Source organism: Methylobacterium pseudosasicola (assembly GCF_900114535.1).
Taxonomy (GTDB): domain Bacteria; phylum Pseudomonadota; class Alphaproteobacteria; order Rhizobiales; family Beijerinckiaceae; genus Methylobacterium; species Methylobacterium pseudosasicola.
In genome coordinates this window covers 24,674-38,311 of the sequence record NZ_FOTK01000018.1, presented here as the reverse complement: position 1 = coordinate 38,311, position 13,638 = coordinate 24,674, and the positions used below count along the sequence as shown (strand labels likewise).

General features: G+C 68.6%; 16 protein-coding genes. 10 read left to right on the top strand and 6 right to left on the bottom strand.

What is annotated here, in order from left to right:
* Positions 1-6: 6 nt before the first annotated feature.
* The 3 genes from BM228_RS17585 to BM228_RS17575 all read right to left on the bottom strand — a co-directional run bounded on the left by BM228_RS17585 (position 7) and on the right by BM228_RS17575 (position 1,545).
* On the bottom strand, positions 7-192 hold the full coding sequence (locus BM228_RS17585) for a hypothetical protein (protein WP_092042702.1): 186 nt from the start codon (positions 190-192) through the stop codon (positions 7-9).
* A gap of 80 nt (positions 193-272) precedes the next feature.
* Positions 273-614: a DUF1236 domain-containing protein gene (locus tag BM228_RS17580; protein ID WP_092042700.1), complete on the bottom strand. Its 342-nt coding sequence runs from the start codon at positions 612-614 to the stop codon at positions 273-275.
* 67 nt (positions 615-681) lie between these two features.
* Entirely contained in the window at positions 682-1,545 is an 864-nt protein-coding gene (locus BM228_RS17575) for a formyltransferase family protein (RefSeq protein WP_092042699.1), read from the bottom strand.
* A gap of 110 nt (positions 1,546-1,655) precedes the next feature.
* On the opposite strand from BM228_RS17575, the gene BM228_RS17570 reads away from it, so the two are divergent.
* Positions 1,656-2,390, top strand: a complete 735-nt coding sequence (locus tag BM228_RS17570) for an SDR family NAD(P)-dependent oxidoreductase (RefSeq protein WP_092042697.1) — start codon at positions 1,656-1,658, stop codon at positions 2,388-2,390.
* A gap of 3 nt (positions 2,391-2,393) precedes the next feature.
* Positions 2,394-3,992: a cryptochrome/photolyase family protein gene (locus BM228_RS17565; RefSeq protein ID WP_092042696.1), complete on the top strand. Its 1,599-nt coding sequence runs from the start codon at positions 2,394-2,396 to the stop codon at positions 3,990-3,992.
* On the opposite strand, the gene bcsS is transcribed toward BM228_RS17565, so the two are convergent.
* Positions 3,959-4,687 carry a cellulose biosynthesis protein BcsS gene (bcsS, locus tag BM228_RS17560; protein WP_092042694.1) on the bottom strand — a complete coding sequence of 243 codons (729 nt, stop codon included), beginning with the start codon at positions 4,685-4,687 and terminating at the stop codon, positions 3,959-3,961. The two genes, BM228_RS17565 and bcsS, sit on opposite strands and share 34 nt — an antisense overlap.
* Before the next feature lie 300 nt (positions 4,688-4,987).
* Here bcsS and BM228_RS17555 point away from each other — a divergent pair, with 300 nt between their 5' ends.
* Positions 4,988-5,590, top strand: a complete 603-nt coding sequence (locus tag BM228_RS17555) for an exopolysaccharide biosynthesis protein (RefSeq protein WP_280142336.1) — start codon at positions 4,988-4,990, stop codon at positions 5,588-5,590.
* Positions 5,591-5,600: 10 nt separating this feature from the next.
* On the opposite strand, the gene ldtR is transcribed toward BM228_RS17555, so the two are convergent.
* Together ldtR and BM228_RS17545 are read right to left on the bottom strand one after the other, a co-directional pair.
* Complete coding sequence (ldtR, locus tag BM228_RS17550; RefSeq protein WP_092042691.1) at positions 5,601-6,113, bottom strand: transcriptional regulator LdtR; 513 nt, start codon at positions 6,111-6,113, stop codon at positions 5,601-5,603.
* Between the two features lie 162 nt (positions 6,114-6,275).
* The gene (locus BM228_RS17545) at positions 6,276-6,734 is read right to left on the bottom strand and encodes a DUF6163 family protein (protein WP_092042690.1); all 459 of its coding nucleotides are present in this window, start codon (positions 6,732-6,734) and stop codon (positions 6,276-6,278) included.
* A 204-nt stretch (positions 6,735-6,938) separates the two neighbouring features.
* Between BM228_RS17545 and hemB the strand changes: the two genes are divergently transcribed.
* The 7 genes from hemB to BM228_RS17510 all read left to right on the top strand — a co-directional run bounded on the left by hemB (position 6,939) and on the right by BM228_RS17510 (position 13,635).
* A complete protein-coding gene (hemB, locus tag BM228_RS17540; RefSeq protein ID WP_092042688.1) occupies positions 6,939-7,997 on the top strand; it encodes a porphobilinogen synthase in 1,059 nt (352 codons plus the stop codon).
* Positions 7,994-8,362, top strand: a complete 369-nt coding sequence (locus BM228_RS17535) for a hypothetical protein (RefSeq protein WP_092042687.1) — start codon at positions 7,994-7,996, stop codon at positions 8,360-8,362. The genes hemB and BM228_RS17535 overlap by 4 nt, the downstream gene beginning before the upstream one ends.
* A gap of 80 nt (positions 8,363-8,442) precedes the next feature.
* Positions 8,443-8,931, top strand: a complete 489-nt coding sequence (locus tag BM228_RS17530) for an RDD family protein (RefSeq protein WP_092042685.1) — start codon at positions 8,443-8,445, stop codon at positions 8,929-8,931.
* 123 nt (positions 8,932-9,054) lie between these two features.
* Positions 9,055-9,801 (top strand): arginyltransferase, encoded by a 747-nt coding sequence (locus BM228_RS17525; RefSeq protein WP_092042683.1) that lies wholly within the window; start codon positions 9,055-9,057, stop codon positions 9,799-9,801.
* Positions 9,802-9,908: 107 nt separating this feature from the next.
* Complete coding sequence (purB, locus tag BM228_RS17520) at positions 9,909-11,225, top strand: adenylosuccinate lyase (RefSeq protein ID WP_092042682.1); 1,317 nt, start codon at positions 9,909-9,911, stop codon at positions 11,223-11,225.
* 114 nt (positions 11,226-11,339) lie between these two features.
* On the top strand, positions 11,340-12,590 hold the full coding sequence (locus BM228_RS17515; protein WP_092042681.1) for an SAM-dependent methyltransferase: 1,251 nt from the start codon (positions 11,340-11,342) through the stop codon (positions 12,588-12,590).
* A gap of 193 nt (positions 12,591-12,783) precedes the next feature.
* Positions 12,784-13,635: a D-amino-acid transaminase gene (locus BM228_RS17510; RefSeq protein ID WP_092042679.1), complete on the top strand. Its 852-nt coding sequence runs from the start codon at positions 12,784-12,786 to the stop codon at positions 13,633-13,635.
* Positions 13,636-13,638: the final 3 nt, after the last annotated feature.

The window sequence follows — 13,638 nt, the reverse complement described above, 5'->3', positions numbered from 1 at the left end:
TTGCGTTCAGGCTTTGCGAAACGGCAGGATCGCCACGAAGGCCGCGAGGGCAGCGCCCATCACGCGCAGGAGCGCGGAGCTCGGGCTGTCGGGCGAGATGACGATCCACTCGAACAGCATCGCCCCCGACAGGAGCAGCAGCACCGAGACGAGAAGCGTCTCGCCCGAGAGCGCGGATGATTTGGCCTTCATGGTGTTTCCCCCGGGCGCGCTTTTTTTGATGCGCGCGCCGGGGTGTTAGCGGATCGGACGCCGGAAGGCGAACGAGTCCCTCAGCGGTCGAAGATCCGCACCACCGCGCGGGTGGCCGGATCCACGACCACGACCTTGTCGCCGGGCGCCACGAAGTAGCCGTAGCGGCGCAGGCGCGGGTTCGGCGCATCCGTGAACGGGGCGAGCCGCACGTCCTCCGGCACGATGGTGCCGGGCCGCAGCGGGATCGAGCCGACGATCGGGCCGGGGCCGACCGGTTGCCGCACGATGTAGTCGCGCACCACGACCTCGTCGTCCGGGCCGAAATCGTCGGATTCGACGATCACGCCCTGCGCGAAGGCGGTGCCGGTGAACAGCGCGGCAAGCCCGAGGGCTGCGGCGAGGCTTGCGCGTGTCGACATGTGAGGCTCCGTGACGTCCAAGGCCGGCGGAAACACCGTCCGTCACGATTGTGTTCCCCGCGGCGCCTCAGCGCCCGACCTGTCCCGCCTCGGCCAGCGGCACCGGCGACCAGCGGGTGATCTGCACGTATCCGTCCAACGCCGCGATCACCACGTGGCGGCGGTGGCGATGCACCACCGCGCCGGGGGTGTGCGGATGGCGCTCGCGCCAGCCCTGCGCCTCGGCGACGTAGACCCGGGCATCCCCCAGCCGCGCGATGGTCTCGACGGTGCCGAAGGCCCGGACCCGGCGCAGGATCGGCTCGACCTCCTGCCGGAAGTCGAGGGTCCGGTCGGCATCGGTCGCCCGGGGCCAGTAGGAGCCGTCGCCCTGCGGCTCGGCGCGGCGCCAGCGGGCGGGCAACTCCTTGCCGAGCGGTCCCGCGGCGAGGCGCCGGGCCGCCATCTGGCACTTGGCCAGCACGGTCTCATGGGATTCCACCGGGCCGAGATCGAAGATGTCCTGGGCCAGGATATCGCCGGTGTCGAAGCCGTCCGCGAGCACGTGGGCGGTGACCCCCCAGGTCTCGTAGCGGTCGAGCACCGCCCGGAACAGCGGGTAGGGCCCGCGCCCGGTGGGCAGCGGCGAGGGATGGATGTTCAACCCGTAGGCGGCGCGGCCGCGCCAGCCCTTCACCAGCCAGGGATAGCCCGCCACCACCAGCGCCCAATCCTTGCCGTGCTCGGCCTGCAGGGCCTCGATATCGCGCTCGCGGATGCGCGAGAGCTGGATCGGCAGGCGCATCGAGCGCGCCCGGGCGACCAGCACGTCGTTGTGGTCGTAGATCCCGTCGCAGGGCCGGGTGAACAGCTTGATCGGCTTCCAGCCGGCCTCGACCAGGCCCTCGAACACGCCGCCCAGGAAGTCGATGCCGGCGAACGCGAACTTCATGCTTGCCGCCTGCGACCTTGTGAACGTGGAGCGGGGCGGCCTGCCGCCTGCCCGGGGGCGCCACCGGCCTTACTTTGTCCGGAGCAGGTTGGGTAGCAAGAGGACCGCACGTGCGACAGGTTCTGATCTACGGCGGAACGGGCGGCATCGGTCTCGCCACCGCCCGGGCGTTGCGGGCGCGCGGCTATGCCCTTCATCTTGCGGCTCGGGACGGTGAGCGCCTGTCGCGCGCGGCCGACGAACTCGGCGAGACGACCTTTACGGCCGGCGATGTCGGCGATCCGGACTTCTTCGCCGCCGTCAGCGCGGCGGCCGGTCCTGAGCTGGCCGGCCTGGTCTACGCGGTCGGCACGATCAACCTGCGACCGCTCGGGCGCCTGACCCGCGCCGATGCGGAAACCGATTTTCGCATCAACGCCCTGGGCGCCTTCTCGGCCGTGCAATCGGCGGCCCCTGCGCTCAAGGCCGGTGCCGGGGAGGCGGGGTCCGGGATCGTGCTGTTCTCGACGGTGGCGGCCGCGCAGGGGTTTCCCGCCCATGCTTCTGTGGCGATGGCCAAGGGCGCCGTCGAGGGGCTTGGCCTCTCGCTCGCGGCCGAGCTGGCGCCGCAGATCCGCGTCAACGTGGTCGCGCCGTCGCTGACCCGAACGCCACTGGCCGCCGCCATCACCGGCAACGAGACCCTGGCCCAGGGAATCGCCGCCATGCACGCGCTTCAGCGGCTCGGCCGTCCCGAGGATGTCGCGGCGCTCGCGGCCTTCCTGATCTCGGACGAGGCGGCCTGGATCACCGGCCAGGTGATCGGCGTCGATGGCGGCCGCGCGACTTTGCGGACGAAGGGCTGATCGGTGGCAGCGAAATCCGCAGCGCCGGCTGGGGGCACGCTCCGCTTCGTCCTCGGCGATCAGCTGACCCGGCGGGTGGCGAGCCTGACCGATCTCGATCCCGCGCACGACATTGTCCTGCTGGTCGAGGTGCGGGACGAGGCCACCTATGTCCGCCACCACAAGCAGAAGATCGCCTTCCTGTTCGCCGCCATGCGCCATTTCGCGGCCGAGCTGGAGGCGGAGGGGATCGCGGTCGACTACGTCCGCCTGACCGATCCCGGCAACACCGGCAGCTTCACCGGCGAACTGGAGCGCGCGGTGACGCGCCATACGCCCGCGCGGGTCGTCGTCACCGAGCCCGGCGAGTGGCGGGTCTGGGAGATGATGCAGGACTGGCGGGAGACGCTGCCCGTGCCGGTGGAGATCCGCTCGGACAACCGCTTCCTGTGCCCGCGCGAGGATTTCGCGCGCTGGGCCGAGGGCCGTCATCATCTACGAATGGAGACGTTCTATCGCGGCATGCGCCGTCGGACCGGCCTGCTCATGGAGGGCGGCGAGCCGGTCGGCGGCCGCTGGAATTTCGATCCCGACAACCGCAAGCGCCTCCCCAAGGGACATCGCCTGCCGGATCGGATCGGCTTTCAGCCGGACGCAACCACCCGGGAGGCGATCGCGCTGGTTGACCGCGAGTTCGCCGACCATTTCGGCGACCTGTCGACCTTCTCCTGGCCGGTGACCCGCGCCGATGCGCTCGCGGCCCTCAAGCATTTCATCGCCGAATGCTTGCCGACTTTTGGCGACTACCAGGATGTTATGAAGGCGGGGGCGCCGTATCTCTACCACGCCCTGCTCTCACCGCCTCTCAACGCCGGCCTCTTGACCGCCGAGGAAGTCTGCTGGGCCGCCGAGCGGGCCTACCGGGACGGATCGGCGCCGCTCAACTGCGTCGAGGGGTTCATCCGGCAGATCCTCGGCTGGCGGGAATATGTCCGCGGCGTCTACTGGGCGCGAATGCCGGCGTATCGCGAGACCAACGCGCTGGGTGCGGGCCGGGATCTGCCGTGGTTCTACTGGTCGGGCGAGACCAAGCTCAACTGCATCGCCAACGTGGTGGCGGATACGCGTCGCCACGCCTACGCCCATCATATCCAGCGCCTGATGGTGACCGGCAACTTCGCCTTGATCGCCGGGCTCGACCCGGCGCAGGTCGAGGAATGGTACCTGATCGTCTTCGCCGATGCCTACGAATGGGTCGAACTGCCCAATGTGCACGGCATGGTGCTGTGGGCGGATGGTGGCGTGATGGGCTCCAAGCCCTATGCGGCCTCGGGCGCGTATATCGACCGCATGTCGGATTACTGCGCCGGCTGCGCCTATGACGTGAAGGTCAAGGCGGGGCCGGAAGCCTGCCCGTTCAACTACCTTTACTGGAACTTCTTGATCGAGAACGAGGAGAGGCTGGCCGGGAACCAGCGGATGATGATGCCCTATCGAACCCTCCGCGGCATGGCTGAGACACGGCGCGACGAGATCCGGCGAGATGCGACCCGCTTCCTCGGATCGCTCAGGGCCGAGCCCGAACCAGCTCACCAGGGCGACCAGACCGCCAACGCCACGTAAGGCGATGCCCGTCGCCGGCCCGACTCGGTCTGGAGGCCGGCGGAGACACGGAAACTGTAGCGGGCGATGGCGAAATCGGTCGCGTGCAGACCGAGATTCCATTTCCGGTAGCCCGTCTCATCGCCGTAGACGCTGAGTTCCGGGCCGAGATAGGCGTCCCAGCAGCGATAGCCCCAGGCCAGCCGCGCCCACAGGCTGTTGCGCGTCGAGCCCCCGATGGCCGTCCCCTGGAGGAGCGTGTTCTCGGTCAGACGGGCCCAGATCTCGCCATGAACGCGCAGGCCATACGCGGCCGGCGAGGCCGCCAGGACACGCTGGTCGGCCAGCATCTCCATCGAGCCTTCGGGACCCGCGAAGACGGCCGCCACGCCCCAGTCGAAGAACCATTGATAGCCGAGCACCGCCGCCGCGCTGAACGTGTAGCGCGTGCGCGGAAGGCCGAAATCGCCGCGCTCTCGCTGCCGACCGCTGCCGACGCTTGCCAGCACGACGAAGCCGTCGTGGTCGAGGGAGCCCAGCCCGAGCTTGGCCCCGGCGGTCAGAAATGTCGCGGCGCCCGCATCGAGGCTGCCGAACAACAGGGTGTCGATCTCGCCGCTGTATGCCGGAGGCTCTTGTGCGAGGAGGGCCGAGGCCGCCAGAGCAGCTACACGGTTCGGCTTGCAGCTTTTCGTGACGATCCGGCGCTGGCACACGGAACGGTCCCCGGTGGCGAGGCCGTAAACCTCATGTTAATCTACGTAGAGTGCCCTGTAATTCACCATAGGTCCACCAGAAAGATATTTGGAGTTGCGCAGAGAAATCAGCTGGAAGGCACCGGCGGCGGAAAAATGTGCTTTCAATGACGTTAGATCTACTTAAAGCCACATTGCGCCGACCTGAGGTGTGAATCCTCCGGTTCGGATCGGGGATGGGATCGCGCGGACGCCCCGCGCTTGGCCTGCCGGGTGATCTCGGCTAGAGCCCGCGCCAGGACAGCGAAGGTTGGCGGATCCTTGACTGCCGGTGCACGAACGTCGGACGTCCTCACTGTGCTGGCGAGCCAGGAGGGGGAGCGCCTTACCGTGGGCGACATCGTCGCGGTCCTTCGGGATCGCGCCTTCGCGTTGCTCGTCGTGCTGCTCGGCTTGCCGAACTGCCTGCCGATGCCGCCACCGATCCCGTTGATCTGCGGCCTGCTGCTGCTGCTCGTGGCGGTTCAGATCGCGGCGGGCATGTCGGCCCCGTGGCTGCCCAGGGCGCTGCTCGGCCGCTCGATCGCGCTCACCGATGTGCGGCGCGCCGTCACTCGGGCGGTTCCGATCTTGCGGCGTCTGGAGCGCTGGTCGCGCCCCCGGGTCAGCGTGTTCGAGACCGCGCTCGGCATGCGCGGCATGGGGATCGCCCTGTTGGCGCTGGCGCTGGCGCTGATCGTGGCCGCGCCGATCGTTGGGCAGATCCCTCTGGGGCTCGCCGTCTGTCTCGTGGGCCTTGGCCTCGTCGAGCGGGACGGCCTCGTCGTCATGGGCGGGTTGGTGATCGGCCTGTTCGGCGTCGCCATCAATGCCGGCTTCGCCTACGCGGTCATCGCCGGGATCGCGAGTCTCCTCAACCTGTGAAGCGCGCGGATCAGAGCCGGTAACGGATCTGGTCGGTCCAGAAGCGCTCGAGCCGGCCGAGAGCCGTGTTCAGCCGGCCGAAATCGTCGTCCGAGATGCCCCCGATCGGCGCGATCGTGCGGGCATGCTTGTCGTAAAGACCCTGGATGATCTCGTGGACCTGCCGGCCCTTGTCGGTGAGGCTGATCCGGACCGAGCGGCGGTCCGTCTTCGACCGGGCGTGGTGCAGGTAGCCGGCTTCGACCAGCTTCTTGACGTTGTAGGAGACGTTGGAGCCGAGATAGTAGCCCTTCGTTCGCAACTCGCTGGCGGTCAGCTCCTTGTCGCCGATATTGTACAGCAGCAGCGCCTGGACGCTGTTGACGTCCTCCCGGCCGCGCCGCTCGAACTCGTCCTTGATCACGTCGAGGAGCCGGCGGTGCAGCCGCTCCACCAGGTGCAGCGCTTCCAGATAGGAACCCTTTGAGGACGGGACTTCGTCCGGGGTCTCGCTCTTCGCGACTCGGGCGCTCTGGGTCTTCATCGTCTGCCTCACCGTCTGATGCTGCGGCTTCCGTTCGATGCGGTGCCGCTGATGATGGCTAAGCTATGGGTCGGGAATGAAAGGCGATTTAAGCGACAGGATGAATTCCCGATTTACTCTTCGCGGTAAAGACAAACTGAAGCGAAGATCAGAACGGTTCGTTCACCGTGCTTCCTGGGCAGCCAGCCAGGACAGCAGGAAGTACATCAGCACGACGGTCAGGCCGAATACGAGCAGCGGCATGGGCATCGGCACGAGTTGCGGGGTCAACACCGCCAACGTCATCGCGGATGTGACGGCGAGCAGCCAGATCACGCCGCCCCAGGCGCTCGTCAGCCACAGCCCGATGGCCGCCGCCGCATCCACCACGGCGAAGTAGACGATCGCCGCCTGCCGGCCGAACGGTTCGATCTCGAAGGGGCGCGATCCCGGGAGCACGTCGAGGATCGTCGCCCAGGACGCGATGCTCTTGGCCAGCCAGAACAGCGCCGTGATCCGCATGAACCAGACCAGCACCGTATCCCAGGCGCCGGGCGCCGGTCCCGAGGCGCGCTCGATCCGATCGGTCGGGGCGTCGCCGGGCCGGGCGCCCTTGCGCCGGATCGGGAAGGAGCCGGGCACTACGGCCTGCTCGTGGGTGAAGAAGGCCGGTTCATGGTCGGGAGGCCGGGATCCAGGCTGTAGGGAGAGCCGGGTTGAAGCGGTTCCGGCGCCCTGCGTCAACGGCCTGATTTCACCGGGCCTGGCCTCTGTGCTAGTCCGGCACCCCCAGCGCCGATGCGCCGCGCGATCGTTGCCTCACCGCGCGCACGATACCGAAGCCGCATGTCAGACATCTTGCCAGAGCCGCGCCCGATCGCCCTGGAGGCCGCCCGCGAGAGCACCCGGCCGGAGGGGCTGAAGATCACCCAGCGCCCGCGCCGCAACCGCAAGGCGGAGTGGTCGCGCCGGCTGGTCCGCGAGCACACGCTCACCGTCGACGACCTGATCTGGCCGATGTTCGTCATCGAGGGCGAGAGGCGGCGCGAGCCGATCGCGTCGATGCCGGGGGTCGAGCGGCTCTCTGTCGACGAGATCGTGCGCGACGCCGAGCGGGCGGCGCGGCTGGGGATCCCGGCGGTGTCGTTCTTTCCCTACACCGAGGTCGAGCTGCGCGACCCGACGGGTTCGGAGGCGCTCAACGCCCACAACCTCGTCTGCCGGGCGGTGCGCGCGGTGAAGCGGGCGGTGCCCGAGATCGGCATCATGACCGACGTCGCGCTGGATCCCTACACCAGCCACGGCCACGATGGCTTGATGAAGGATGGCGCGATCCTGAACGACGAGACCGTGGCGGTCCTGGTGGAGCAGAGCCTGATCCAGGCCGAGGCCGGCACCGATATCATCGCCCCCTCGGACATGATGGACGGGCGCGTCGGCGCGATCCGGGCCGGGCTCGACAAGGCCGGCTTCCTTGACGTGCAGATCATGGCCTACGCGGCCAAGTATGCCAGCGCCTTCTACGGGCCGTTCCGCGATGCGATCGGCACCAAGGCGGCGCTCGTGGGCGACAAGCGCACCTACCAGATGGATCCGGGCAATTCCGCCGAGGCCCTGCGCGAGGTCCGCCTCGACCTGGAGGAGGGCGCGGATTCGGTGATGGTCAAGCCGGGCCTGCCCTATCTCGACATCATCCGCCGGGTGCGGGACGAGTTCCAGGTGCCGACCTTCGCCTACCAAGTGTCGGGCGAGTACGCGATGATCGAGGCCGCCGCCCGCAACGGCTGGCTCGACGGCGACCGCGCCATGGTCGAGGCCCTTCTCGCCTTCAAGCGCGCCGGTGCCGACGGGATCCTGACCTATCACGCGCCTCGGGTCGCCGAGCGCCTGCGCAACGCCCCGTGAGGCACAGGCGCCGCTGGCTCCTCGGGGCGGCGGTGGTGGCGGGTTTCCTCGGGGGCCTCGCCGCCTGCCAGGATACCCTTCGGCGGGAGCGGGTCGCGACCTGCCGACGCGCCCTGCCAGCGGTCGCGCCCCAGCCCGGGATAAGGCTGCTCCGGGCGGCGCCGGGGCCGGCGGCCAATACGGTCCGGGTCGATTACGCCGAGGGCAACCGCCAGCACTGGCTGACCTGCCGCTTCGATGCCGGCGCGACCCTCATCGCGCTCGCGACCGAGGGAACCAGCCTGTCGGGTCCCTCGCTCTACCTGCTCAAGCGCTTCTACCTCGACACGCCGGACGCCGAGGCCGACGACCCCGCGGAGCGCTGAACCCGATTCGGGAGGCTCTTGCGGCCGATGCCGGGCGCACCCACTTTTTCTCCGCCGCCTCGCTTGCAGGACGCGACACCATGCAGAACCCCCAGACCGGCTACGCCGAGCGCTTCGAGACCCCCGGCTACGCCGCCGCGCTGCCCATCCCGTTCGTTCGCGCGAGCCTGGGCGCCCGCACGGTCGCGTACCTTCTCGACATCCTGTTCATCTTCGGTTTCACCGCCCTGCTGACGCTGGTGATCACGGTGATCGGCGTGGTGACGTTCGGGCTCGGCTGGACCCTCTTCGCGGTGCTGCCGGCGAGCGGGATCATCTACAGCGCGATCACCGTGGGCGGCGCCAAGCAGAGCACGATCGGACAGCGGCTCATGGGTCTGCGCGTCGTCGCCCCCGAGCGCGGCGGGCCGGTCGATTTCATCACGGCGGCCGTCCATGCCCTGCTGTTCTACGTCGCGGTCTCGACCTTCCTGCTCTGGTGCCTGGACATCCTGTTCGGGCTGATGCGCTCGGATCGTCGGCTGGGTCACGACCTGTTGCTCGGCTTGGCCGTCGTTCACGCCCGCTGAAACGCCTCACGCGCGGTGAAATTCTCGCCCGGCGAGCCGCCGGGGCATTGAGCCCGGCTGCGCCGCCTGTACACTGGTTTGCCGGCGCCGCGAGGACCACCCGGTGCAGGGTCAAGACCAAGCGTGACGAGCCATCCGCGCGACACTCCGCAATTCTACCTCACCGCCCCCTCGCCGTGCCCGTACCTTCCGGGCCAGGAGGAGCGGAAGGTGTTCACCCATCTGGTCGGGCGCCGCGCCCGCGACCTCAACGAGATCCTGACCCAGGGCGGGTTCAGGCGCTCGCAGACCATCGCCTATCGGCCCGCCTGCGAGGCCTGCCGCGCCTGCATCTCCGTGCGCGTCGTGGTCGACGATTTTCAGCCGAGTGCCAGCCAGAAGCGCATCCTGGCGCGCAACGACGATTGGATCGGCACGCCCGAGCCCAACCGGCCAGCCTCCGAGCAATACGCCCTGTTCCGCCGCTATCTCGATGCCCGCCACGGGGATGGCGGCATGGTCGACATGACGGTGCTCGACTACGCCATGATGATCGAGGACAGCCATGTCGACACGCATCTCGTGTCGTACCGGCGGCGCGGCCCCGACACGGCGATCACCGGGCGCGGCTTCGGCGCGCCGCTCGCCTTCTGCCTGACCGACGTACTCGCGGACGGTCTGTCGATGGTCTACTCGTTCTACGATCCCGAGGAGGCCGGGCGCTCGCCCGGCACGTTCATGATCCTCGATCATATCCGCCGCGCCCGCCGTCTCGGATTGCCGTATCTCTACCTCGGCTACTGGGTCGAGGGCTCGCGCAAGATGGACTACAAGTCCCGTTTTCGCCCGCAGGAGCGCCTGATGGGTCAGGGCTGGGTGCGGGTGAGCTGAGAGGCGCGTCCCGATCGCATCGTCCAAGCCTGCGCGAACCGCATTGAGCGGTCGGGTCGGCGCATGCTACCGGCCACGCACGCAGTCCCGACCGTGCCGAGGCCCCCATGATCCCCCGTTACAGCCGCCCGACGATGACGGCGATCTGGTCGCCCGAGAGCCGCTTTAAGATCTGGTTCGAGATCGAGGCCCACGCGACTACGGCGCTCGCCGAGATCGGCGTCGTCCCCAAGGCGGCGGCCGAGACCATCTGGGCCAAGGGCAAGGATGCGGTGTTCGATGTCGCCCGCATCGACGAGATCGAGGCGGTGACGAAACACGATGTCATCGCCTTCCTGACCCATCTCGCCGAGATCGTCGGCCCGGAGGCGCGCTTCGTCCACCAGGGCATGACCTCGTCGGACGTGCTCGATACCTGCCTCAACGTGCAGCTGGTGCGCGCCGCCGACATCCTCATCGCCGATGTCGATGCGCTGCTGGCGGCGCTCAAGAGCCGCGCTCTGGAGCACAAGCTCACGCCGACCATCGGCCGCTCGCACGGCATCCACGCCGAGCCGGTCACCTTCGGGCTCAAGCTCGCGCAGGCCTATGCCGAGTTCGAGCGCAACCGGCGCCGCCTGGTCGCGGCGCGCGAGGAGGTCGCCACCTGCGCCATCTCCGGCGCGGTCGGCACCTTCGCCAATATCGACCCGCGGGTGGAGCAGTACGTCGCCGAAAAGATGGGGCTGACCGCTGAGCCGGTCTCGACCCAGGTGATCCCGCGCGACCGCCACGCCATGTTCTTCGCGACGCTCGGCGTCGTCGCCTCATCCCTGGAGCGTCTGGCCATCGAGGTGCGCCACCTCCAGCGCACGGAGGTCCTGGAGGCGGAAGAGTTCTTCTCCGAGGGCCAGAAGGGCTCCTCGGCCATGCCGCACAAGCGCAACCCGGTGCTCACCGAGAACATCACCGGGCTCGCCCGGATGGTCCGGGGCTACGTCGTCCCCGCCCTGGAGAACGTCGCGCTCTGGCACGAGCGCGACATCTCCCACTCCTCCGTGGAGCGGATGATCGGCCCCGACGCCACCGTCACCCTCGACTTCGCGCTCGCTCGCATGACCGGCGTCATTGAGAAGTTGCTGATCTACCCAGCCAACATGCAGAAGAACCTCGACCGCCTCGGCGGCTTGGTCCATTCGCAGCGGGTGCTCCTGGCGCTCACCCAGGCCGGCGTGTCCCGGGAGGATTCCTACCGGCTGGTCCAGCGCAACGCGATGCCGGTCTGGCGTGGCGAGGGCGACTTCCTGGCATTGCTGAAGGCCGATCCCGAGGTGACGGCGGCCCTGTCTCTAGAGCAGATCGAGGAGTGTTTCGACCTCGGCTACCACTTCAAGCATGTCGACACGATCTTCTCGCGGGTGTTCGGCAACAAAGCTCAAGGCTGACCTGCAAAGATCGCAGGGCATCTTGGGGCAGAAGCCGCTTTTGCTCTCTTGACGGCCGCCCGGCGCGGATCATCCTCGGTTGCCGAAGATGATCTTGCGTCGGCGAGGTGCGGCGTGCTTCTCGATCGCCTGCTGGAGAGGACATTTTCCGTCAGCGGCTTGAGCGGCACCCTGACGGTCGTCACCGCCGACGGCCACCGCTTTCGCGCCGGGGACGGAGACGGTCCCGCCGTGACGGTCCGGTTCCTGGACTGGGCGGCGGAACGGGACCTGTTGCTCGATCCCGAACTGAAGTTCGGCGAGCTGTTCACGGACGGACGCCTCCTCGTCGAAGCCGGCAGCCTGCCGGACCTGATGACCGTGCTGGTCGCACGGAATCACGGGGCGCCGCCGTTGCGGCGCATTCGGGTTCTCGCGGCCCTGCGTCGGCTCGCCCGCCGGATCATCGGTCGCAACACTCCCAGCCGGTCCCGGCGCAACGTCGCGCGCCATTACGACCTCTTCCTCGACGCCAACTGGGTCTATTCCTGCGCCTACTACGCTGCGCCGGGGATGAGCCTGGAGGAGGCGCAGGCTGCAAAGATGCGCCACATCGCTGCCAAACTCATGGCCGGGCCGGGCCACCGGGTGCTCGACATCGGCTGCGGTTGGGGAGCCCTCAGCCTCTATCTCGCGGATGTGGCGGGCTGCGCGGCCGTGCGGGGCATCACGCTCTCGACCGAGCAGCACCGGGTCGCGCAGACGCGGGCGGCGGAGCGGGGCCTGGCTTCCCGGGTCCGGTTCGCCCTGGAAGATTACCGTCTCGCCCGCGGTTGCTTCGACCGCATCGTCTCGGTCGGCATGTTCGAGCATGTCGGGCCGGCGGATTACGACACCTTCTTCCGCATTGTCCGTGACCGCCTCACGGATGACGGCGTGATGCTGCTCCACACAATTGGCCGGACCGGCGAGCCGGCACCGACCAACCCGTGGATCACCCGCTACATCTTCCCGGGCGGCCACCTGCCTACCCTGTCGGAGATGATGCCGGCGATCGAGCGGTCGGGGCTGATCCTCGCCGATATCGAGGTGTTGCAGCTGCATTACGCCGAGACCCTGCGTGACTGGCGCGCCCGCTTCCTCGCCCACCGGGACGAGGCCGCCGCACTCTACGACGAGCGGTTCTGCCGGATGTGGGACTGGTATCTCGCCAGCGCCGAGGCCGCGTTCCGGCACGAGGACGCGGTGGTCTTTCAGATCCAGCTCGTCCGCCGCAAGGATGTGGTGCCGTTCACCCGGGACTACGTGGCCGAGGCCGAGGCGCGTCTGCGTCAGGCGGAGGACGATGTCCGGGCCCCGGCGGGGCGGCTATTGGCACCGGCATGAAGCCGGGCGCTTCCCGAGTAATGCGCGGCCGTGGGCCAGGGCGGCAGGAAATCGGCTTGCGGCTGGCGGCCGGCCGATGCTTCAAGGCTTTTCTCCCCGTGCTCGCATGTGCGAGAGCTTGAAGCCGCCGGAAGTCCGGACCCGTCTGTCCGCATTATGGTCGAGTGATACGCCGGCCCGAGAGGAAACCCGCATGTCCCGCATCGTCTACCTCAACGGCGCATTCCTCCCCTTCGAAGAGGCGCGCGTGCCGATCATGGACCGCGGCTTCCTGTTCGCGGACGGGATCTACGAGGTCTCGGCGATCATCGACGGCAAGCTCGTCGACAACGCCGCGCATCTCGCCCGCCTGGATCGCTCGCTCGGCGAGATCGGCATCCGCAACCCGCACGACGCGGCCGGATGGGAGAAGCTGCAGACCGAGCTCGTCGCGCGCAACGGCGTCGCCGAGGGTCTGGTCTACATGCAGGTGACCCGCGGGGTGGCCGAACGCGACTTCGCCTTCCCGAAGGCCGGGACCGAGCCGACCGTGGTGATGTTCACCCAGGCCAAGACCGTGCTGGCCAACCCGCTCGCGGAATCCGGCGCCCGGGTGATCACCGTCGAGGACCTGCGCTGGAAGCGCCGGGACATCAAGTCGGTGGCGCTGCTGGCGCAAGTGCTCGCGAAGCAGCAGGCCGCCGAGGCCGGCGTCGCCGAGGCCTGGATGGTCGAGGACGGGGCCGTAACCGAGGGCTCGTCCTCCACCGCATTTATCGTGAGCCGGGACCGCGTGCTCGTCACGCGGCCGCTCTCGACCGCGCTTCTGCCCGGCATCACCCGGGCCTCCGTGCTCAAGCTCGCCGCCGAGGCAGACCTGCGCGTCGAGGAGCGGCTGATCCCGGTGGCCGAGGCCTACGAGGCCCAGGAAGCGTTCTACACCAGCGCCTCGGCCTTCGTGATGCCGGTGGTCGAGATCGACGGCCGGTCGATCGGCGAAGGGCGTCCCGGTCCGCTGACCCGGCGCCTGCGCGAACTCTACATCGAGGCCGCTCGGCAGGGTTGAGGC